The sequence below is a fragment of the Serratia sp. CY55921 genome, assembly GCF_052167655.1.
Taxonomy (GTDB): Bacteria; Pseudomonadota; Gammaproteobacteria; order Enterobacterales; family Enterobacteriaceae; genus Serratia; species Serratia ureilytica.
In genome coordinates this window covers 182089-204324 of record NZ_JBJNMU010000005.1, presented here as the reverse complement: position 1 = coordinate 204324, position 22236 = coordinate 182089, and the positions used below count along the sequence as shown (strand labels likewise).

The following is a 22236-nucleotide window of genomic DNA, read 5'->3' as shown; positions in this document are numbered from 1 at the left end:
TGTGCCACTATGACGGAACAAAATACCCCAGCCGCCCCGGTTGAAGAACCCACCACCGCGGTTGAGAGCTCCCAGCAGCCAGCCGCTGCCAGCCGCAAAGGCAAGAACACCGGCCCGGTGCTCGGCGCGATCGCTATCGTGCTGGTCATCGCCCTCGGCGCGGGCGGTTATTACCATACGCACAAGCAGGCACAACAGCTGATCGCCGCCAATCAGGCGCTGCAGCAGCAGCTTGACGGCGTGAAGCAGAGCCAGCAGCAGGAAAGAAATGCGCTGGAAGGCTTGTTGCAACAACAGGGTAAAACCCTGGACGCCGCCGATCGCGAGCAGGCAAACCTGGCGCGCCAACTGAGCGAGCTGCAGGAAAAAGTGGCGACCATCTCCGGCAGCGACGCCAAAACCTGGCTGCTGGCGCAGGCCGATTTCCTGGTGAAAATGGCCGGCCGCAAGCTATGGAGCGATCAGGACGTGACCAGCGCCGCCGCGCTGCTGAAAAGCGCCGACGCCAGCCTGGCGGACATGAACGATCCGAGCCTGCTGGACGTGCGCCGCGCCATTACCGAAGACATCAGCACGCTTTCTACGCTGACCCAGGTCGATTACGACGGCATCATCCTCAAGGTCAATCAGCTGTCCAATCAGGTAGATAACCTGCGCCTGGCTGATAACGACACCGACGAAGCGCCGATGGATCAAAACAGCAGCGAGCTCTCCGGCTCGATCGGCGAATGGCGGCAGAACCTGGCCAAGAGCTGGCGCAATTTCATGGCCGACTTCATCACCATCCGCCGTCGCGATACCAGCGCCGAACCGCTGCTGGCCCCGAATCAGGACATCTACCTGCGCGAAAACATCCGTTCGCGCCTGCTGGTGGCCGCACAGGCCATTCCGCGTCACCAGAACGAGACCTACAAGCAGTCGCTGGAAACCGTCTCCACCTGGGTGCGCGCCTATTTCGACACCACCGACCCGGCGACCAAGGCCTTCCTTGAAGAGCTGGACAGCCTGAGCCAACAGTCGATCTCGATGGACGTGCCGGATCAGCTGAAAAGCCAGCCGCTGCTCGAGAAAGTGATGCAGACCCGGGTGCGCAACCTGATGACCCAGTCCCCTGCCGCTCATCAGGAGGGTTAAGCCATGTTACGCGTGCTATTTCTGTTCCTGGTGGTGATCGCCAGCGTGGTGCTCGGGCCGATGTTGGCCGGGCATCAGGGCTATGTGCTGATCCAGACCGATAACTACAATATTGAAACCAGCGTCACCGGCCTGGTGATCATGTTGGTGCTGCTGTTCGTGGTGCTGCTGGCGATCGAGTGGATCCTGCGCCGCATCTTCCGTACCGGCGCCCGCACGCGCGGTTGGTTTATCGGCCGCAAGCGCACCCGCGCGCGTCAGCAAACCAAAGCCGCGCTGATCAAACTGGCGGAGGGCGACTACAAGCAGGTTGAAAAACTGATGACGCGCAACGCCGATCACGCTGAGCAACCGGTGGTGAACTATCTGCTGGCCGCCGAGGCTGCGCAGCAACGCGGCGATGACTTCCGTACCAATCAGTATCTGGAGCGGGCCGCCGAAGCCGCCGATACCGATCAGCTACCGGTGGATATCACCCGGGTTCGCATCCAGCTGGCGCAGGGCGAGAACCACGCCGCGCGCCACGGCGTCGATCGCCTGCTGAACCAGGCGCCGCGCCATCCGGAAGTGTTGCGCCTGGCGGAACAAGCCTATCTGCGCACCGGCGCCTATGCGTCGCTGCTGGAAGTGCTGCCGTCGATGCGTAAAATCGAACTGCACAGCGAAGAGCAACTGCAGGCGTTGCAGCAACAGGCTTACATCGGGCTGATGAATCAGGCGATGGCGGACGAAGGCAGCGAAGGCCTGAAACGCTGGTGGAAAGATCAGAGCCGCAAGACGCGTCACGAAGTGCCGCTGCAAATCGCGATGGTGGAGCACCTCATCGAATGCAACGACCACGAACTGGCGCAGGAGATTGTGCTCGACGGCCTGAAACGCCAATATGACGAGCGCCTGGTGCTGTTGCTGCCGCGGCTGAAGTCCGGCAACCCCGAGCAGCTTGAGAAAGCGCTGCGTCAGCAGATGAAGCAGCACGGCGCGACGCCGCTGTTGAACAGCACGCTGGGGCAGTTGCTGATGAAGCACGGCGAGTGGCAGCAGGCGGCCGACGCCTTCCGCGAAGCGCTGAAACAGCGTCCGGACGCCTACGATTACGCCTGGCTGGCCGATACGCTGGAGAAACTGCATCGTTCGGATGAAGCGGCGCAGATGCGGCGTGAAGGACTGATGTTGACGCTGAAACAGAACGGCGGCGAATAACGGCCCGCCCGGCAGAGAAAGCGTGGCCTCGGTGCCACGCTTTTTTTTGCCCGTTAGCTTGCTGAAGCGCAAAAAAAAAACACTTGCCGCATGGCAAGTGTATAAAGAAGCAATCAGGTCTAGGACAACAGGGGCGGTGCCTCACTCAACGTTTTGCCCTGAGCGTGATGACGGGTTAGTCATCGTTCTCGTGGGCGATAGGCACCCTAAATCGGCTCTGCGTCATTCCCAGGGTTTATGAAGCCTAAGGCGAACATAAGAAATGGAATGAGCATCTACGCTGTAGGTATTGCACTTGGCGTGCCAACTTTCAGATCCAGGAAAGTCTCTATAAAAAATAGCATTCAATTAATTGAAAATATTGAATTTTTATTTACGCCTAACTTTCTCTCAGCATGCCGTCCCCTGTCGTTCTTTACCCACGGCCGATCTGGCGCTGTCGCCGCAAAACGACGACTTAAGCCAAAGCCAATTTTAATGTTTAAAATCAATCAATTATGTGTCTCAAGCTGGCGACAACGTCGAACCACATTGTCGCTGAAAACCTACACACGTGCCGGTTGAGACAAAATGCCAATGTTCAGATACGCAAAAACCCGTGCAATGCTGCACGGGTTGGTCGCTATGCGTTTCGTCGCGGCGGGAAGGACTTACCCTCATAAACGGCGGACGTAAAAAAACCGACTTACGTCGGTTTCTTTGAAACTGGTCGGCGAGAGAAAGATGACGCGCGCCCCAGGATGTAACGCCCAGCGGGCCGTTGCTAAAGCAACGTTGTTTCGCTTCGCGAGGCTCGAACCTCCTGCGGAGGTGCTCATCCTCATAAACTGCAGGCGTAAAAAAACCGACTTGCGTCGGTTTCTTTGAAAGTGGTCGGCGAGAGAGGATTCGAACCTCCGACCCACTGGTCCCAAACCAGTTGCGCTACCAAGCTGCGCTACTCGCCGATTTGTGTTGCTCATACTACCCGATTTATCAGACCGTTGTCCATATAAATCTTATATTTATCAGATATTTTGCGTGGTGCGAAGAGAGGGACTTGAACCCTCACGTCCGTAAGAACACTAACACCTGAAGCTAGCGCGTCTACCAATTCCGCCACCTTCGCACTGTCACAAAATACTGCTAAATCTTCACTTCGCTTAGGAAGTGGGGTGGCTAATGGGACTCGAACCCACGACAACTGGAATCACAATCCAGGGCTCTACCAACTGAGCTATAGCCACCATTACTACTTCTTCTTACTCACGCGGTAATATTACCACCGCAGCTCCTGCGCACAAACTTAATGGCGCGCCCGACAGGATTCGAACCTGAGACCTCTGCCTCCGGAGGGCAGCGCTCTATCCAGCTGAGCTACGGGCGCGTAGCGCCGTTGCGGGAGGGGATACTACGGATTTACGCCAATCCTGTCTAGTGCTTTTTCGCAGAAATGTTGCGTTTGATTACGCTTTGCTCACTCCTGCGCAGGAAAGCGCACTCCGTAGCCCCTTTTCACCGTTTATTGCCGCGTTTCTACCCGATTTTCAGCCGGATGATGTTTCTTATGCATGCCGAAAGCGAAGTAGCACAGGCTGACGCCTGCTAAGAAAATCGCCCCGACCAGCAGGGAAATTCGCGTATCCGGGTTGATTCCCATGCCGACCAGCACGCAAACCAGAAAAGCGATGGTCAGATAGTTCACATACGGGAACATGATCGACTTAAAGCTGTGGTTTTTGATCGCTTCCTTGTGCGCGCGGCGGAAATAGAGCTGGCTTATCAGCACCACGAACCACGGCACCATGCCCGGCAACACGCTGGCGCTGTAGACATAGACGAACACCTGCTCCGGATTAGGGATGATGTAGTTCAGCGCGGAGCCCACCAACAGGCAGCCGATGGTGACGGCGATGCAGTTGACCGGCACGCCGCTGGCGGAAAGCTTGGTCAGCGCCGCCGGCAGTTGGCGATTCTTGGCCAGGGCGTACAGCATGCGGCCGCCGCTGTACATGCCGCTATTGCAACCGGAAAGCGCGGCGGTCAGTACCACAAAGTTAATGATGCCGGCAGCGGCGACGATGCCGATCTTGGCGAAGGTCAGCACGAACGGGCTGCCGGTAGTGCCGATGCCGTTCCAAGGGAAGATGGTCACGATGACGAAGATCGCGCCGACATAGAAGATCAGGATGCGCCACAGGATATTGTTGATCGCACGTTTCAGCGTCACCTGCGGGTTTTTGGCTTCCCCGGCGGTAATGCCCACCAGCTCAACCCCCTGATAGGACGCCACCACGATGCACAGCGCAAACAGGAAGCCCTTCCAGCCGCCGGCAAAGAAGCCGCCGTGCGCCGTCAGATTGGCGAAACCGATAGGTTCACCGCCGTTGCCGAAACCGAAGAAGATCACCCCCAGCCCCACCAGAATCATCACGATGATGGTGGTGACCTTGATCATGGCGAACCAGAACTCCAGCTCACCGTACAGGCGCACCGCCGCCAGGTTGGCCAGCGCCACCATCGCCACGGCGATCAGCGCGGGGACCCACTGCGGTATTTCCGGGAACCAGAACTGCACATACACCCCGATGGCGGTGATCTCGGAAATGCCGACGGCGATCCACATAAACCAGTACCCCCAGGCAGTCAGGTAGCCGAAATAGGGATTCATGTATTTATGCGCGTAAACGGCGAACGACCCGGCGACCGGCTCGAGGAACAGCATCTCCCCCATCGAACGCATAATGAAGAACACGAACAGCCCGGCGATGATGTAAGCCAGCAGTACCGACGGCCCGGCCCATTTCAGCGTACTGGCCGATCCCATAAACAGGCCGACACCAATGGTGCCCCCGAGAGCGATAAGCTCGATGTGCCGGGCCTCAAGGCCTCGGTGTAGCCCTTGCGGTTTCTCTTTGTGTGCCATAAATCCTCAATAATTTTTCTCGGGTTGTGTTTGCCTGCCGGCCGCTGCCGGTCGTTATTGTCATTATTAAAAGAATAAATCATCCCCTGCCGTTCGAGTTGGCATCAACGGGTAGTCGGAGCGAAGTTACCGTGAGAAGAACATCGTTCAGCGCTGTCGCATCAGGCTTCAGCGGCCAGGGATAATTTCCGGGCGGTATCGTTTCGCATTTCGTCGCTATAAGCAAACCGCAATTTAAAACTTTATGGAATAAATGCGGCGACGTTTAGGGCTGGGGGTTATAGATATGCGGGAGAAATAGGCAAAAGCAGATTATTGGTACAGCAGACCGGGGCGAACCGACACATTCCCCCCCGGATAAGCGATTACATTTTACCGCTGTAGTAGTAGCCGACAAACTTCAACAGCTTCAGCTGCCGGCCGATGCGGCTGGGCTGGCTGAGCAGGCGGTAAAGCCACTCCAGACCGAGTTTCTGCCATACCTTGGGCGCACGCTTCACATGGCCGGTAAAGACGTCGTAGGTGCCGCCCACGCCCATGTACAGCGCCTGCGGATGCACCTTGCGGCAGTCGCGCATCAGGATCTCCTGCTTCGGCGATCCCATCGCCACCGTCACGATGGCGGCGCCGCTGGCGCGAATACGCTCGAACAGCGCCTCTCGCTGATCCGGTTTGAAATAGCCGTCCTGGCTGCCCACCAGGTTGACATTCCACTGGCTGCGCAGCTTCCGTTCGGTTTCCGCCAGCACCTCCGGCTTGCCGCCGATCAGGAAGACCGGCGTGCCTGCACGGCCGGCGCGCTGCATCAAGGCTTCCCAAAGATCGGCGCCCGCGACGCGCGAAACGTCCGCCGCCGGGTATTTGCGGCGAATCGAGCGCACCATGCTGATGCCGTCGGCGTACTTGTACTCCGCTTCATCCAGCAACGCATGCAGCGCCGGGTCCTCTTCCGCCTTCAGGATCTTTTCCGCATTCATGGCCACCAACGTGCCCTGTTTGACTCGGCCGCCGTCGAACAGAAAGTCCATGCAGTGCGCCATATCGCGAAAGCCCCACAGGCTGAAACCGCGCAGCTCATACTGCGGCACCGAAATCTTTGTTTCCATCGTCGTCATTACCCTTACAAAAGACCGTCCGCCCTTGGGGGAGAGGCCAGCGCGCGGGCGCGCGTCACTCTGGCCTTGATGAGCCCGGCGGTATCGAACAGCCAATACAGCAACTTCGCCAGCACCAGACAGGCGCCGAAAATAATGCAGAAGAACACCACGCGCGAAACGAATGAGTCCACCCCTTCGCGCGCCAATACAATCATGTTGAACACCGCGCCGAAGCAGAATCCTTGCAGGATAGCCGCCTTATAGCGGTTCGGTTCGGTTTTGCCCAACTCATACAGCCAGTCGAACCACTTGATGATCATGCCCACCAGAATCGCGCCGAGCGGGATGAACAGCGCGCCGCCCATCACCACCAGCGAACCGATCAGCGTCGGGGATATCGCCAGCCCGGAGTGGTTGTTCAGCACTTCCCAGGTAAAATAGTTGGCCGAGTTCAGCACCACGTCCGGCCGGCCCGGCCATAGCCACGTTGGGATAAAGACGTAGAAATCACGCAGGATCGGCGCCAGGCCCTGGAAATCGATCTTGTCGTAATTTTGCAGCAGCAGCGCCAGATTTTCCCACGGCGAGAAAGTGTCTCGGGTCAGATAGAGGAAGGTATAAAACGCTTCCGCGCCGCTGACGTCCAGGCTGTAGCGCTTCAACGCCAGCCAGAACATGCCGACCACGCCGAATATGCCGGCCGCCGCCAACATCCACAGCGTGATCCAGCCGCGCACGATGCCGATAAACAGGAACAGCGCGAAGGCGATGATGATATTGGCGCGGGTGCCGCCGACGATGACGTAGGTCAAAATGCCGAACGCCACCGTCGCCACCAGGAACAAGAACCAGGCGCGCAGATCCTGCCGCAGGAAATAGACCACCAGCATCGCCGGAATGAAGAAGTAGAAGAACCGTTTGAGCGCCACGCCGGACACGTCGCTGGAGAAGATCTGGCTGTAGGAATTGAGCTTGAACAGCAGGAAGCCGTTCTGCATGAAGAAGATACCCACGGTCCCGATCGCCACCAGCGCCAGCAGCACCCAGGTCATATGGGTTTCCACCCGGTTCATGGTGAACAGCGCCGCGCGCGGCTGAGAGCGGCGCTTGCGCAGCCGGGTCTTGTAGGTGACGTAATAGATGGCGTAAAACGCCGTCGCCGACAGCAAGGCGTACAGCAGAAACTCCACCGGCACCACCTCGACGTCAAACTGAAACACCAGCAGACAGGTCAGCGGGAAGCCGAAATAAAACGTCAGCAAATACAGCAGCGAGAAGAAGACGTTGAAGTTAAAGCGCACGCGCCGAAACTCCTGGTAGGTCAGCGTCAGAATAAACGTCAGGCTGACCAGGTAGACGACGAACAGACCGCCGAATTGCGCCAACGTCATGAGTGCTCTCCCGCCGCCAGCGCCAGGGCTTGCTGCCAGCCATCGACATAGTTCGGATTAAAGAAGGCGATCGTCTGCTTATCCACCGCCGCCAGCTGACGCTGCGCTTCGCGCACCACCGCCTCGTCGAGCGAGTCGCCGTAGAACAGCACCGGCAGGTGCTGTTCCGCCAAATCCTGCCAGAACGGGTTCTGCCGGCTGAGCACGAAAGGCACGCCAAACTGAATCAGCAGACACAGGGTGCCTATCCCCTGCTGGCGATTGAAAATGAAATAACCCAGATCGCAGGCGCGCAGGATGTTGAGGTAGTCCTCAAACGCCACCTGCTGCGTGAGCAGCTGCAGGTTTTTCTCGCCGAACAGCGGCAACCCGGCGGCGCGCACCTGCTCGATGTAGGCGTCGTTATTGGCCGGATAGCCCATCGGCAGGATCACGCGCACGTCAGCGCCGAACTGCTGATGTATCGCCTGCAGCGCTTCGATATGCCGGTTGCTGCGATCGCCGGAGTTGCCCACCAGAATCGTCATCGGCCCGGCCAGATTTTTCTCGACGTGAACGTCGGTCAGCGCCGGATCCATCCGCGTCGGGAAGTACAACAACGAGGCCGGCACCCGCGCATGGCGCTGCTGATAGTGGATCACGTCGCCGCGGGTGGCGAACACGTTCCCCACTCGCCCCTGAGCAATGCGGCGCAGCAGGTAAAACAGCCGAAATTTCCAGCTGGTGGCGTCTTCGTACAGATCGGCACCCCAAATATGCCAACTGACCTGATGCGCCTTGATCTTGCCGCTCAGCAGCGCCAGCCACAGCCCCGGGTTAAACTGACCGTGCAGGAAGAAGCGCGCATCGCGATCGGCCTGGGCGCGGGCGATCACCGCCGCCGCCAGGCTCTTCTTGTCGGCGTAAGGCTCAATGTTCAGGGCGGGGAAATCCCCCAGTGCCGCCACATCCTTGGCCGCCACCATAAAATGCCGCGTCTGCTCAGCCGGCAAACGCGGCGCCAGCACGTCGTTGAAGAAGCGCAGCACCGTCTGGTTATGATGCGGGATATCGGATCCCAGAACGTGAATCAGTGTGGTCATACTCGTCTACGATAAATAAGAAACACGCAGCTACAGAGCGCGAAATACACGATGTAGGTTGCCATATAGGCCTGAGCCGCCCCCAGCGCGCCGCGCAGCGGGATCAGCCAGTGCGAGAACAGCGTCAGCAGCAGAAACTGGCTGACTTCCGTCAGGATATAAAAGCGCAGCGACGCTTTGGCGATCACCAAATAGCCAAACACATAGGCCCCGACTTTCAGCACGTCGCCCACCAGCTGCCAGGCAAACAGATCGCGCATGGCGACGAACTTGTCCGAGAACAGCAGCCAGATGGCGAAATCACGCAGCAACCACACCGTAAAGCTCGCCGCCGCTACCGCCGGCAGCACGAATTTCAGCGAGCGCACGATCTCCCGCGAGATGGCGCCCTTGTCCGTCAACCGCGACAGCGTCGGCAGCAGATAGACGGTAAACGAGGCGGTGATAAACTGCAGATAGGCATCGGAAATGCTGCTGACGCCTTGCCAGATCCCCACTTCATCCCAACCGTAATGCGCGGCCAACAGGTTACGCATCATCACGTAGGCCACCGGCAGCGTCACCGAGGTGATCAACGCCATGAGGGTGAATTTGCCGAGATTGCCGGCCACCCCTTTGTCCCAGCGCGGAGCCAGGTAGCGCAGCGGCAACGTTTTGCGCCGCCACAGCATCACCCCGGCCGGCAGCACCACCAACGCCGGCACCAACGCCAGCCCTGCCAGCGCGCCTTCATAGCCGCCCAGCTTGAAGCACAGATAATAAGCCACTACGCCGATCAGGCTACCGCCGATCACCGCCAGCGCGTTGCCCATCGCGTCGCGATAGCCTTTCAGCACCGCCATGAACAGGTTGGCGTAGGCGATGCCCATTTGAATGAAGGCGACGGCGCGCACCACGCCGACGTAATCGGCATGCCCGAACAGCCCGATGCTGATCGGCTCGGCGGCGAACAAAAACACCAGCGCCAGCAAGGTCGAAAAGCCCAGCACAATGCTCGACGCGGTGCCGACCGCCAGACGCAGACGCTGCGAGTCCTGGTGGTACTCCGCCACGTATTTGGTGATGCCGTTAAAAATGCCCGCGCCGGACAGCACGCCCAGCACGGTGATCAACTGGCGGAAGTTACCCGCCTGCCCCACGCCGCTGGGGCCAAACGCCACCGCCAGCAGTTTCACCACCAATAGCCCCACGCCAATTTTGATCAGCGTGGAGCCGGCGGTCCATATCGATGCTTTTGCCAACGACATATCAGGCGAAGAAGCTCAGAATGGTATTGATTACCGTACGCTGATTGACATCGGACATATTGTAGAACAGCGGCAAGCGCACCAGACGCGCACTTTCCTGCGTGGTGTAACGGTCTTCGCCGGCAAAGCGGCCAAACTGTTCGCCGGCCGGGCAGTCATGCAGCGGGATATAGTGGAACACGGCCATGATTTCGGCTTCCTTCAGGTAGTCGATAAAGGCCGTGCGCTCTTCGATATCGCGCAACTTGATATAGAACATGTGCGCGTTATGCACGCAGTCCGCCGGAATGCTCGGCAACTCGATACGGCCTGACCGAACCAACGGCAGGAAACTGTCGTAGTACTTCTGCCACAGCGACAGGCGGCGCTGGTTGATGCGCTCCGCCACTTCCAGCTGACCCCACAGGTAGGCGGCCTGCAGGTCAGACATCAAGTAGCTGGAGCCGATGTCGCGCCAAGTATATTTGTCGACCTGGCCACGGAAGAACTGGCTGCGGTTGGTGCCTTTCTCGCGGATGACTTCCGCCCGATCGATCAGGGCCGGATCGTTCACCAGCGTCGCACCGCCTTCGCCGCCGGCGGTATAGTTTTTGGTTTCATGGAAGCTGAAGCAGCCGATATGGCCGATGGTGCCCAATGCCTTGCCTTTATAGGTCGACATCACGCCCTGCGCGGCGTCTTCCACCACGAACAGGTTATATTTCTTCGCCAGCGCCATGATGGTATCCATCTCGCAGGCGACGCCAGCGTAGTGTACCGGCACGATCGCGCGAGTTTTATCGGTAATCGCCGCTTCGATTTTGGTTTCGTCGATGTTCATGGTGTCCGGACGCAGATCAACGAACACCACTTTGGCGCCGCGCAGCACAAAGGCGTTGGCGGTTGAAACGAAGGTAAAGCTCGGCATGATCACTTCGTCGCCCGGCTGAATATCCAGCAGGATGGCGGCCATTTCCAACGACGCGGTGCAGGAAGGCGTCAACAGCACTTTCGCGCTGCCGAAATGCTGTTCCATCCACTGCTGGCAGCGACGGGTAAAACCGCCGTCGCCGCACAACTTGCCGCTGCCCATGGCAGCCTGCATATATTCCAGTTCAGTGCCAACAACCGGTGGTGCGTTAAATGGAATCATGTCTACCTCTGTATAACCAGTACGCGGTGCTTTCAATCACGGCACCCTGTCGTTGATAGAGTCGTAATGCGGCGATATTGCCTATTTGGGTCGCGACCCGCAGGCGCTGCATCCCCTGACGCCGGGATTCGGCGATCGCCGCAGCCATCAGCCTGGAACCAATCCCCCGGCCGGATGCGCCGGGGAAAGCTGCCAACAGGCCGATGCGCGTTTCCCGTTCGCCCAAATTGCGCAGGCTGACGAATCCTTCTGGGTGCCCCTGTTCGTCCAGCGCCAACAGGCACTGATGATCGAAGGTGCCCAAAACGGCCTTTTCGATCCACAAAGCATAAAACCGGCCGCTGTCATCAGGTTGATACCAGGGCGCACGAAAGCGGCTGGCGGCGAATGCCTGAGCCGCCGCGCTACGCAATGCGGGGATATCGGCCTCGGTCGCGAAGCGTATCGCCTTTACGCGGTCACCAAATTCAAGCATCGGTCTGTTATCAAGCGCCAAAACCAGATCGACCTCGCCCTCAACCAGGCGGAAGCCTAAATCGGCCAAGCCATCCGCCAAGGCCAATTGCTGTGCGGAGACTTTGGCCTGCACCAGGGCATAAGCCGCCACGTCGGCCTCAGCCAGAACCGGGGCTGAGGAGGAGAAACTGAGTTTCGCGCTGTCTAGCGCGAAAAACTCACTTTCCCATGACAAAGGCTCAATAGTGGCGTGGACGTGCATGCAGCAGATCCAGCAAATACTTGCCGTAGCCCGTTTTGGACAACGAGGTGGCGGCGCGTTTCAGCCCCTTGTCATCCAGCCAACCGTTGCGCCAGGCGATCTCTTCCAGACAGGCGATTTTAAAGCCCTGACGTTTCTCGACCGTCTGCACGAAGCTGCTGGCTTCCAGCAGGCTGTCGTGAGTCCCGGTGTCCAACCAGGCAAAACCGCGCCCCAGCAGCTCGACGGTCAGATCACCGCGCTCCAGATACATCTGGTTGATGCTGGTAATTTCCAGCTCGCCGCGCTCGGAAGGCTTCACCTGCTTGGCAAACTCCACCACCTGGCTATCGTAGAAATACAGGCCGGTCACCGCCCAATCGGATTTCGGTTTCTTCGGTTTTTCTTCGATCGACAGCGCACGGAAGTTATCGTCAAACTCCACCACGCCAAAGCGTTCAGGATCCATGACCTGATAACCGAACACGGTGGCGCCCTCGGTACGAGCCGCGACGGTTTTTAATTTTGGACTGAAAGACTGGCCGAAGAAGATGTTATCTCCCAACACCAGGCAGCAAGAATCGCCGTTGATAAACTCCTCGCCGATCAGGAACGCCTGAGCCAAGCCTTCAGGCTTAGGCTGCGCAGCGTAGCTGAGATTGACGCCGAACTGTTCGCCGTTACCCAACAAACGCTCGAAAGACGGCAGATCTTCCGGGGTCGAGATGATCAAAATATCGCGGATCCCCGCCAGCATCAGCACCGACATCGGGTAATAGATCATCGGTTTGTCGTAAATCGGCAACAGCTGTTTCGAGACGCCGCGCGTGATCGGATGCAAACGCGTGCCGGAACCGCCGGCCAGAATAATACCTTTCATACTTACTCCAAAACCCGCCGCGCCACTTCAGGGCGGCGCGGCGTTAAATTAATCTGACAACCCCAAACGCTCGCCGGCATAAGACCCGTCTTGCACCCGGCGCCACCAGGTTTCGTTAGCCAGGTACCAGGCTACCGTCTTGCGAATGCCGCTTTCGAACGTTTCCTGCGGGCGCCAGCCCAGCTCGCGATCGATTTTGCCGGCGTCGATGGCGTAACGCATGTCGTGGCCCGGGCGATCCTTAACGTAAGTGATCAGATCGCGGTAGTGCGCCACGCCCTGCGGTTTGTTTGGCGCCAGTTCTTCCAGCAGGTCACAGATGGTCTGCACCACTTCGATATTCTTGCGCTCGTTATGGCCACCGATATTGTAAGTTTCGCCCACCACGCCTTCGGTCACCACCTGATAGAGCGCACGCGCGTGATCCTCGACATACAGCCAGTCGCGCACCTGCGCGCCGTTGCCGTATACCGGCAGCGGTTTACCGGCGACGGCATTCAGGATAACCAGCGGGATCAGCTTCTCCGGGAAGTGATAAGGGCCGTAGTTGTTCGAACAGTTAGTCACAAGGGTCGGCAAACCGTAGGTGCGCAACCAGGCACGCACCAGATGATCGCTCGAGGCCTTGGAGGCGGAATACGGACTGCTCGGCGCATAGGGCGTGGTTTCGGTGAACAGATCGTCGGTGCCGTGCAGGTCGCCGTACACTTCGTCGGTGGAGATATGATGGAAACGGAAAGCCTGCTTCTTCTCCGCCGCCAACGGCTGCCAGTAATGGCGCGCCGCTTCCAGCATCGTGTAAGTGCCAACCACGTTGGTCTCGATAAAGGCCGCCGGGCCGTCGATAGAGCGATCGACGTGGCTTTCCGCCGCCAGGTGCATCACCACGTCCGGTTGATACTGGGCGAATACCCGATCCAGTTCGGTACGATCGCAGATGTCGACCTGCTCAAAGGCATAACGATCGCTCTCAGCCACCACCGCCAGCGACTCGAGGTTACCGGCATAGGTCAGCTTATCCACCACCACCACGCTATCGCCGGTGGCCTCGATGATGTGCCGCACAACTGCGGAGCCAATGAAACCGGCACCACCGGTAACTAAAATACGTTTCAACGCCATACTCCTTTGGTATCAACAACCCATGTTTGTTTTACATCTTCCGGCCGGATGGCCTTGAACTGCTGGTGATCGACCAACATCACGATCACATCGGCCTGTTGCAACGCCTCCGCGATTGGCGTCAACGTCACATGGCCCGCCAGCGAAGTCGGCAACTGTTCGACGTTCGGTTCCACCGCCAGCGTTTCACCGACGTGCCATTCGGCGATCAGGTGGGCCACTTCCACCGCCGGGCTTTCGCGCAGATCGTCGATATTCGGCTTGAAGGCCAGACCGAAGCAGGCGATTTTCACCTCTGACGCCCGCTTGTCGGTGGCGGCCAGGCAATCGGCCACCGCCGCTTTCACCCGGTCGACCACCCACAACGGTTTGCCGTCGTTCACCAGACGTGCGGTATGGATCAAGCGCGCCTGCTGCGGGTTCTGCGCCACGATAAACCACGGATCGACGGCGATGCAGTGGCCGCCGACGCCTGGGCCAGGCTGCAGAATGTTCACCCGCGGGTGACGATTCGCCAGGCGAATCAGTTCCCAGACGTTGATCCCCTGTTCGGCGCAAATCAGCGACAGTTCGTTAGCAAAGGCGATGTTCACATCGCGGAAGCTGTTTTCCGTCAGCTTGCACATCTCGGCAGTGCGTGAGTTGGTGACCACGCATTCCCCCTCGAGGAAAATCTTGTACAGCTCGCTGGCGCGCGCGGAGCACTTCGGCGTCATGCCGCCGATCACGCGATCGTTTTGAATCAGCTCCACCATCACCTGCCCCGGCAACACGCGCTCCGGGCAATAGGCGATATTCACGTCCGCCGCTTCGCCCGCTTGTTGCGGGAAGCTGAGATCGCTGCGCGCCTGCGCCAACCATTCCGCCATCTGTTCAGTGGCGCCCACCGGCGAGGTGGACTCAAGGATCACCAGATCGCCTTTTTTCAGCACCGGCGCCAGCGATTTCGCCGCCGCCTCGACATAGGCCAGATCCGGCTCATGGTCGCCCTTGAACGGCGTAGGCACCGCGATCAGGAACGCATCGGCCGCCAGCGGTTTGGTCACCGCCTGCAGGAAACCGCCGTCGACGGCATCCTTGACCACTTTATCCAGATCCGGTTCGACGATGTGGATAGCACCGCGATTAATGGTATCTACCGCATGTTGGTTAACATCTACGCCCACCACTTTTTTCTTGCGGGAAGCAAACGCCGCCGCCGTTGGCAAGCCGATATAACCCAGGCCGATAACCGAAATAGTGTCAAAACTCATAGTGTCACCTGATGATTCTTTAAAGCTTCGAGGATACGCTGACAGGCATGCCCGTCGCCGTATGGGTTGTGCGCCCGGCTCATCGCGTGATATTCGCTTTCGTCCGTCAACAGCCGGGTCACCGCTTCAACAATTTTGGCCACATCGGTGCCGACCAGGCGCACCGTGCCCGCATCTACCGCCTCCGGGCGCTCGGTGGTGTCGCGCATCACCAGCACCGGCTTGCCTAACGAGGGCGCCTCTTCCTGAATGCCGCCGGAGTCGGTGAGGATCATGTAAGCGTGGGTCATCAGATAGACAAACGGCAAATAATCCTGCGGCTCGATCAGCATGACGTTGTCGATGCCTTTCAAAATGCGATTCACCGGCTCGCTGACATTCGGATTGAGATGCACCGGGTACACCACCTGCACTTCCGGGTGGCTGCGGGCGATCTCCGCCAGCGCGCTGCAAATCCGCTCAAAACCGCCGCCAAAGCTTTCCCGGCGATGGCCGGTGACCAGAATCAGTTTTTTGTCGGCATCGAGGAACGGGTAACGCTGCGCCAGGCTGGCGCGCAGCGCAGCATCGCTCATCACGCGATCGCGCACCCAGAACAACGCGTCGATCACCGTATTGCCGGTCACGAAAATGCGGTTGTCCGGCAGCAGCTCGCGCAGCAGATTTTGGCGTGAGTTCTCGGTCGGCGCGAAGTGGTACATCGCCAGATGGCCGGTCAGTTTGCGGTTGGCCTCTTCCGGCCAGGGAGAATACAGATTGCCGGTACGCAGCCCGGCTTCGACATGCCCAACGGGGATGCGTTGATAGAACGCCGCCAGACTGGTCGCCAGCGTGGTGGTGGTATCGCCGTGCACCAGCACCACGTCCGGTTTGAAGTCTTCCAACACCCCTTTCAGCCCTTCCAGGATGCGACAGGTGATTTCCGTTAGCCCCTGGCCGGGTTTCATGATGTTCAGGTCGTAATCCGGCGTGATCTCGAACAACCGCAATACCTGATCCAACATCTCACGATGCTGTGCCGTTACGCAGACTCTTGCTTCAAAGGCCTCATCCTGGGCCAGTGCATGTACCAGCGGCGCCATTTTAATGGCTTCAGGTCTGGTGCCGAAAACAGTCAACACTTTCACAGCGAATCTCTTTTGGTCGGTTAATCGCAGGCCCCGCCTGCGAATGGGGCGCTCACGCGCCCTGCATCAGATTATTATATTATTTTTTTAACTACGCGGCCGACGCGCCAAGGCCACACCGGCGCCAACCAACGCGCCCATCGCGCCCCACAAAATCAGCCAGAAGACCCGGCGTGGGCTGTCGCGTTTTACCGGCTCTTCCGGCGTGCGCAAATAGCGATAGGTCTGGAACTTCTCATCCAACGTCGGGCCAACGTTCAGCGTCGCCAGCATTGCGCGGTTCTGATCGTAATCCAGATCGTAGGTCGGGCCGGAGGCCTGCAGGCCTTCCAGACGCGCCTGCAGCATTGGCCGGCCCAGCAAGAACAGATCCGAATCCGGCAACTGTTCGGCCGGAGTGTCGGTTTGCGTACGGCTGATCCCCTGGCTCTCGGCAATTTTCAACGCCTGTTGCGTGGTGTTCAGCTCGCGCTTGTAAACCGACTCCGCGACCGCTTCCTGACGCTTGACCTGTGCCTTCATCGAGGTGGTGCGAGCGGCCCACGCGCCCTGGATCTCTTCGTTCAGGTGCAGGGCTGCGCGGTGGCTGGCGAAGGCCACGTATTGGCGCAGCAGGCGGTTGGCGTCCGCGGCGGTTTCCGCCGTCAGCTTCACGCCGTCGTTCGGGACTTTTTTGTCGTCGCGCGGCGTAAACAGGATGTTATTGATCAGCTCGTCGAGCAATGCCGCATCGGCACGGGCATCCCCTTCCTGACGCTGTTTGTAGTAATCGCTCTGCAGCCAGAAATCGCGACGCGTGTCGTAAGCCGCCAGCTGCATGATGAATTCATTGTACGCTTCATCCGCGATGCTCGGCTGATCGCCGGCCGCCGCCGCCGGCAGCGTGCGCACATCCAGATTGCGCAGGAACTGCTGCTGGGAGTAATAACCGCCCAGCACATTCACCGTCGGCCTGTCGGTGATCGCGGTGGCGCTCCACTCTTGCTTAACCAGGTAAGAAACGATCAGCGCGACCGCCGCGAACAGCACCGCAATGCCGATAATCCACGGTTTGCCGCGCCACAGGGTGCAGCACAGGCCGCGGATATCGAGTTCGTTATCCACCGCCGGGGTATGCTTGTCAGACGTTGTTTCTGGATTCATCACAGCCAAAAAGCCTCTGGTCTCTGGTTAAGGTACTTGCTTGTTATCGCCCGAACGCCGCAGCCGGCGCTTGATACGCTTAATGTACCGCGCAACCCGCCAGGCGCGCTTGATGCAGTAACCGTACAGGAAGAAGGCAAGCAAGAATAATGCCAACATAACCCACTCAGGGATAAAAGTCAGGCGTTCGCCGATCACGCCCACCGCAGCCAGCAACGCGGCCGCCAGGGTGATCAGCACGAAAGCCTGCCGCGGCGTAAAGCCGGCGCGCATGATCAGGTGGTGAATATGTTGACGATCGGGAGAGAAAGGGCTCATCCCCTTGCGTAAACGACGATACATGATTGCTATCATGTCCATCAGCGGAATAGCGATGATCCACAGCGCGGTCACCGGGTTGATCGAGTGCGCCTTTCCCTGTGAACTTTGCAGCAGCAGCCAAATGGCGGTAAAGCCGATCAGGGTGCTGCCGGCATCCCCCATAAACACCTTATAACGGCGGCCGAGGATGCCGAGATTGAGCAAAATATAGGGAACGATAGTGGCGATCATCGCAAAGCACCAGAACGCCAGCTCATGATGGCCGCTCAGGTACAGCAGCAGGCCCAGCGCCCCGAAGGAGACGCACGACAAACCGCCCAGCAGACCATCGATGCCGTCGACCATATTGAAAGCGTTGATCGCCGCCCATACCGCGAACAGCGTCACCAGATAGCCGAACGGCCCCAGCAGCATCTCCCAATCACCCAGCACATGGCCGAAGCTGCGCAGATACAGACCGGCGAACACCATCATGGCGATGCCGACCAGCGCCTGCACCAGGGCGCGAATTTTAACGCTGATATCGAAACGATCGTCGAGCGCCCCCACAAACACCAGAATACCGGCGCAGGTGAGATAAAGCTTGGCGTGTGCGATGGGTTGTTCAGAGATCCAAAACGCGAAGCACAACCCGGCATAAACGGAAATACCGCCGACCAGAGGAATCAGCCCCTGATGGCGTTTGCGATAATTGGGTTTATCTACCAGACCAATACGTTTTGCCGCCTTGCGGGCAACAAAGAGAAAAGCCAAAGAAAACAGGAAAACAAATAGAATTTCAGTACTCATAGTGAGTAAGTTCACAGTTAACAGATCTCTGTAGAAGATAAGGCAGCTTACCACGGGCTAAGGCTTGTGCCATCGGCCCCCGCTACCTTTCGGTCATTTCCTATGACAACGGTGATTCATGCCTATTTTCTTCGCATCGACTGACAAAATGACAGCAGCAAAGCCGACCGGCGCTAAACCGACCGACAAACAAGATGAATTCTCAATAAGTCGAGGAAACAACTTACTTTTCCATTACTGCTACTTATCGTATCCGCCAAAAGCGAAAAACGCCACGACTAGGCGTGGCGTTCAGCGAATTTTTTAACGAATTATGAGCGTTTCATCATATCGAAGAATTCATCGTTGGTTTTAGTCATCGCCAACTTATTAATGAGGAACTCCATCGCGTCGATTTCACCCATCGGATGAATGATTTTGCGCAGGATCCACATTTTTTGCAGCTCTTCAGAGGTGGTGAGCAGCTCTTCTTTACGGGTACCGGAGCGGTTGTAATCGATAGCCGGGAATACGCGTTTCTCGGCGATTTTACGCGCCAGATGCAATTCCATGTTGCCGGTACCTTTAAATTCTTCGTAGATCACTTCGTCCATCTTCGAACCGGTATCAACCAGCGCGGTCGCGATGATGGTCAGGCTGCCGCCCTCTTCCACGTTACGCGCCGCACCGAAGAAGCGCTTCGGACGATGCAGGGCGTTGGCGTCCACACCACCGGTCAACACCTTGCCCGAGGCCGGCACCACAGTGTTGTAGGCGCGCGCCAGACGGGTGATGGAGTCAAGCAGAATGATCACGTCTTTCTTGTGCTCAACCAGGCGCTTGGCCTTCTCGATCACCATTTCGGCCACTTGCACGTGACGCGAAGCCGGCTCGTCGAAGGTCGATGCGATCACTTCGCCTTTCACCAGGCGCTGCATCTCGGTCACTTCTTCCGGACGTTCGTCGATCAGCAGCACCATCAGCACGCAGTCTGGGTGATTGTAGGCGATGCTCTGCGCGATGTTCTGCAGCAGCATGGTTTTACCGGCTTTCGGCGGTGCCACGATCAGGCCACGCTGGCCGCGGCCAATTGGCGCCGCCAGATCCAGTACGCGCGCCGTCAAGTCTTCGGTCGAGCCGTTGCCGCGCTCCATCCGCAGACGGGAATTGGCGTGCAGCGGCGTCAAGTTCTCGAACAGGATCTTGCTGCGGGCGTTTTCCGGCTTGTCGTAGTTGACTTCGTTGACTTTCAGCAGGGCAAAATAGCGTTCGCCTTCTTTTGGCGGACGAATCTTACCGGAAATGGTGTCACCTGTGCGGAGGTTGAAGCGGCGGATTTGGCTAGGGGATACGTAGATGTCGTCGGGACCGGCGAGGTAGGAACTGTCTCCAGAGCGGAGGAAACCGAATCCATCCTGCAATATCTCGAGCACGCCGTCGCCGAAGATATCTTCTCCGCTTTTCGCATGTTGCTTCAGAATGGAGAAGATGATGTCCTGCTTGCGCATGCGGGCAAGGTTTTCCAGCCCCATATTTTCGCCGAGAGTAATCAGCTCAGAAACCGGCGTATTCTTTAATTCGGTAAGATTCATAGTGGTGGGTTCTTAAACTCGGGGTATGTCTCGAACTTGTATCGTGAATGGTATGGCAGCGAGATGCGTGCCTGTTTACTGGACGTTCGATCACCGGGCGCAGAGCCGTCGCGGTAAGAAATGGCTTACATCGGGCGCACGCATTGACGGTTGAAGATCGAAGGTACCTTAAAAATGATTTTTGCAAAACCGTTTGATTGCCAAAACACGGGTTGAGTTCAGTTTACTTTCAACGCCGGTGGTTCGACACAGAGTATAGCTTTAGATTCAAACTCTTTAGATTTAAAACTTCGGGCAAGTTCTATATGCAGTGTGGTTAAACTTAACACGCTTCTTGGCAGGCGTCTAGCGGTGAATTGAACATCACCGCCAGGCGCCTGATACTGGGCTTCCCGCCCGATTACAGATTCGCGTTCAGGAAATCTTTGAGCTGACCTTTGGACAACGCGCCAACCTTGGTCGCGGCCACTTCACCGTTCTTGAACAGCAACAGCGTAGGGATGCCACGGATACCGTACTTAGGCGCGGTAGCCGGGTTCTGATCGATATTCAGCTTGGTGATGGTCAGTTTGCCTTCGAACTCTTCGGCAATCTCATCCAGAATCGGAGCAATCATCTTGCACGGCCCACACCATTCAGCCCAGAAATCGACCAGGATCGGCCCTTCCGCTTTCAGCACGTCAGCTTCGAAGCTGCTGTCAGTCAGGTGAATAATTTTATCGCTCATGTTCTACTCCACAGGATTATGTCTACCTTGTTGGTGTAGCATTAACCAACTCAAGGTGATTTTATTGCACCGCGTTTATTTCAACGGATGTGCTTTCGTAAAGCAATAGTTAGCTGATATTCTACCACACTATGAGCAAAACACACTTGACCGAACAGAAGTTTTCCGACTTCGCCCTGCACCCGTTAGTCCTTGAAGCCCTTGAGAAAAAAGGGTTTCACAATTGCACGCCCATCCAGGCGTTAGCATTGCCGCTCACGCTCTCCGGGCGTGACGTTGCAGGTCAGGCGCAAACCGGTACCGGAAAGACGCTGGCGTTTTTGGCGTCTACTTTTCACTATTTGCTGACCCACCCGGCGAAACAGGATCGCCAGACCAATCAGCCGCGCGCCTTGATCATGGCGCCTACGCGTGAACTGGCGGTGCAAATCCACTCCGATGCGGAAGCCCTCTCCCAGAGCACCGGCCTGAAGCTGGGCCTGGCCTACGGCGGCGACGGCTACGACAAACAGCTGAAAGTGCTGGAAAGCGGCGTGGACATTCTGATTGGCACCACCGGCCGTTTAATCGATTACACCAAGCAGAACTATGTCGATCTCGGCGCGATGCAGGTTGTCGTGCTGGATGAAGCCGATCGCATGTACGATCTCGGCTTTATCAAAGACATCCGCTGGCTGTTCCGCCGCATGCCTGCGGCCGATCAACGCCTGAACATGCTGTTCTCCGCCACGCTGTCCTATCGCGTACGCGAACTGGCCTTCGAGCAGATGAACAACGCCGAATATGTTGAAGTGGAACCGGAACAGAAAACCGGCCACCGCATTAAAGAAGAGCTGTTCTACCCGTCCAACGAAGAAAAAATGCGTCTGCTGCAGACGCTGATCGAAGAAGAGTGGCCGGATCGCGCCATCATCTTCGCCAACACCAAGCACCGCTGCGAAGACATCTGGGGCCACCTGGCCGCCGACGGTCACCGCGTCGGCCTGCTGACCGGCGACGTGGCGCAGAAAAAACGCCTGCGCATCCTCGACGACTTCACCAAGGGCAATCTGGATATCCTGGTCGCCACCGACGTCGCCGCGCGCGGTCTGCACATTCCCGCCGTCACGCACGTCTTCAACTACGATCTGCCTGACGACTGCGAAGACTACGTGCACCGCATCGGTCGTACCGGCCGAGCAGGCGCCAGCGGCCACTCCATCAGCCTGGCTTGTGAAGAGTACGCGCTCAACCTGCCGGCGATCGAGACCTATATCGATCACAGCATTCCGGTGAGCAAGTACAACAGCGATGCGCTGCTGACCGATCTGCCGGCACCGAAGCGCCTGTCGCGTCCGCGCGGCGGCAACGGCCCACGTCGCAACTCCGCGCCACGTCGCGGCGGCGCGCCGCGCAGCAACCGTAAACGCTCGAGCTGA

General features: G+C 58.0%; 19 protein-coding genes, 4 tRNA genes and 1 other RNA gene. 4 read left to right on the top strand and 20 right to left on the bottom strand.

The features are described from left to right. Window positions 1-9 precede the first annotated feature (9 nt). The 3 genes from hemX (at window position 10) to ACJ8M3_RS20380 (ending at window position 2898) form a co-directional block, all read left to right on the top strand. Window positions 10-1134, top strand: a complete 1125-nt coding sequence (hemX, locus tag ACJ8M3_RS20390) for a uroporphyrinogen-III C-methyltransferase (RefSeq protein ID WP_033645029.1) — start codon at window positions 10-12, stop codon at window positions 1132-1134. A gap of 3 nt (window positions 1135-1137) precedes the next feature. Then, window positions 1138-2334: a protoheme IX biogenesis protein HemY gene (gene hemY, locus ACJ8M3_RS20385; RefSeq protein ID WP_033645031.1), complete on the top strand. Its 1197-nt coding sequence runs from the start codon at window positions 1138-1140 to the stop codon at window positions 2332-2334. Between the two features lie 267 nt (window positions 2335-2601). Then, window positions 2602-2898, top strand: coding sequence for a hypothetical protein (locus ACJ8M3_RS20380; RefSeq protein WP_442514721.1), 297 nt, complete (start codon window positions 2602-2604; stop codon window positions 2896-2898). A gap of 143 nt (window positions 2899-3041) precedes the next feature. Here ACJ8M3_RS20380 and ACJ8M3_RS20375 read toward each other — a convergent pair. From ACJ8M3_RS20375 to trxA, 20 genes are all read right to left on the bottom strand, one after another. Beyond that, window positions 3042-3170, bottom strand: a non-coding RNA gene (locus ACJ8M3_RS20375) — RtT sRNA. A 34-nt stretch (window positions 3171-3204) separates the two neighbouring features. Further along, window positions 3205-3281, bottom strand: a tRNA-Pro gene (locus ACJ8M3_RS20370). A 74-nt stretch (window positions 3282-3355) separates the two neighbouring features. Continuing rightward, window positions 3356-3442 (bottom strand) — tRNA-Leu (locus ACJ8M3_RS20365). 42 nt (window positions 3443-3484) lie between these two features. Next, window positions 3485-3560: transfer RNA gene (locus tag ACJ8M3_RS20360), tRNA-His, on the bottom strand. A gap of 63 nt (window positions 3561-3623) precedes the next feature. Further along, window positions 3624-3700, bottom strand: a tRNA-Arg gene (locus ACJ8M3_RS20355). 135 nt (window positions 3701-3835) lie between these two features. Beyond that, window positions 3836-5239: a bifunctional threonine/serine APC transporter ThrP gene (gene thrP / locus ACJ8M3_RS20350; protein WP_004934226.1), complete on the bottom strand. Its 1404-nt coding sequence runs from the start codon at window positions 5237-5239 to the stop codon at window positions 3836-3838. A gap of 365 nt (window positions 5240-5604) precedes the next feature. Beyond that, a complete protein-coding gene (wecG, locus tag ACJ8M3_RS20345; RefSeq protein WP_089197580.1) occupies window positions 5605-6345 on the bottom strand; it encodes a lipopolysaccharide N-acetylmannosaminouronosyltransferase in 741 nt (246 codons plus the stop codon). A gap of 14 nt (window positions 6346-6359) precedes the next feature. After that, window positions 6360-7727 carry an ECA oligosaccharide polymerase gene (wzyE, locus tag ACJ8M3_RS20340; RefSeq protein WP_033631481.1) on the bottom strand — a complete coding sequence of 456 codons (1368 nt, stop codon included), beginning with the start codon at window positions 7725-7727 and terminating at the stop codon, window positions 6360-6362. Then, the gene (locus ACJ8M3_RS20335; protein WP_033645035.1) at window positions 7724-8809 is read right to left on the bottom strand and encodes a TDP-N-acetylfucosamine:lipid II N-acetylfucosaminyltransferase; all 1086 of its coding nucleotides are present in this window, start codon (window positions 8807-8809) and stop codon (window positions 7724-7726) included. The genes wzyE and ACJ8M3_RS20335 overlap by 4 nt, the downstream gene beginning before the upstream one ends. Continuing rightward, window positions 8806-10056, bottom strand: coding sequence for a lipid III flippase WzxE (gene wzxE / locus ACJ8M3_RS20330; RefSeq protein WP_089197579.1), 1251 nt, complete (start codon window positions 10054-10056; stop codon window positions 8806-8808). Before wzxE ends, ACJ8M3_RS20335 begins: the two co-directional genes overlap by 4 nt. A 1-nt stretch (window position 10057) precedes the next feature. Continuing rightward, window positions 10058-11188, bottom strand: a complete 1131-nt coding sequence (gene rffA, locus ACJ8M3_RS20325; RefSeq protein WP_033631478.1) for a dTDP-4-amino-4,6-dideoxygalactose transaminase — start codon at window positions 11186-11188, stop codon at window positions 10058-10060. Then, window positions 11175-11906 (bottom strand): dTDP-4-amino-4,6-dideoxy-D-galactose acyltransferase, encoded by a 732-nt coding sequence (rffC, locus tag ACJ8M3_RS20320; RefSeq protein WP_047025961.1) that lies wholly within the window; start codon window positions 11904-11906, stop codon window positions 11175-11177. The genes rffA and rffC overlap by 14 nt, the downstream gene beginning before the upstream one ends. Continuing rightward, the gene (rfbA, locus tag ACJ8M3_RS20315) at window positions 11884-12765 is read right to left on the bottom strand and encodes a glucose-1-phosphate thymidylyltransferase RfbA (protein ID WP_047025962.1); all 882 of its coding nucleotides are present in this window, start codon (window positions 12763-12765) and stop codon (window positions 11884-11886) included. Before rfbA ends, rffC begins: the two co-directional genes overlap by 23 nt. A 48-nt stretch (window positions 12766-12813) precedes the next feature. Further along, window positions 12814-13887 carry a dTDP-glucose 4,6-dehydratase gene (gene rffG, locus ACJ8M3_RS20310; protein WP_197845387.1) on the bottom strand — a complete coding sequence of 358 codons (1074 nt, stop codon included), beginning with the start codon at window positions 13885-13887 and terminating at the stop codon, window positions 12814-12816. Further along, entirely contained in the window at window positions 13878-15140 is a 1263-nt protein-coding gene (gene wecC, locus ACJ8M3_RS20305; RefSeq protein WP_089197578.1) for a UDP-N-acetyl-D-mannosamine dehydrogenase, read from the bottom strand. Before wecC ends, rffG begins: the two co-directional genes overlap by 10 nt. Next, complete coding sequence (wecB, locus tag ACJ8M3_RS20300; RefSeq protein ID WP_004934198.1) at window positions 15137-16267, bottom strand: non-hydrolyzing UDP-N-acetylglucosamine 2-epimerase; 1131 nt, start codon at window positions 16265-16267, stop codon at window positions 15137-15139. The genes wecC and wecB overlap by 4 nt, the downstream gene beginning before the upstream one ends. A gap of 87 nt (window positions 16268-16354) precedes the next feature. Further along, complete coding sequence (gene wzzE / locus ACJ8M3_RS20295; RefSeq protein WP_089197577.1) at window positions 16355-17410, bottom strand: ECA polysaccharide chain length modulation protein; 1056 nt, start codon at window positions 17408-17410, stop codon at window positions 16355-16357. A 27-nt stretch (window positions 17411-17437) separates the two neighbouring features. Beyond that, window positions 17438-18535: a UDP-N-acetylglucosamine--undecaprenyl-phosphate N-acetylglucosaminephosphotransferase gene (gene wecA, locus ACJ8M3_RS20290; RefSeq protein ID WP_025160399.1), complete on the bottom strand. Its 1098-nt coding sequence runs from the start codon at window positions 18533-18535 to the stop codon at window positions 17438-17440. Window positions 18536-18831: 296 nt separating this feature from the next. After that, window positions 18832-20091, bottom strand: coding sequence for a transcription termination factor Rho (gene rho, locus ACJ8M3_RS20285; RefSeq protein WP_004934188.1), 1260 nt, complete (start codon window positions 20089-20091; stop codon window positions 18832-18834). A gap of 400 nt (window positions 20092-20491) precedes the next feature. Further along, window positions 20492-20818 carry a thioredoxin TrxA gene (gene trxA / locus ACJ8M3_RS20280; RefSeq protein ID WP_004934187.1) on the bottom strand — a complete coding sequence of 109 codons (327 nt, stop codon included), beginning with the start codon at window positions 20816-20818 and terminating at the stop codon, window positions 20492-20494. Between the two features lie 131 nt (window positions 20819-20949). Between trxA and rhlB the strand changes: the two genes are divergently transcribed. Next, on the top strand, window positions 20950-22236 hold the full coding sequence (gene rhlB / locus ACJ8M3_RS20275) for an ATP-dependent RNA helicase RhlB (protein ID WP_033645045.1): 1287 nt from the start codon (window positions 20950-20952) through the stop codon (window positions 22234-22236).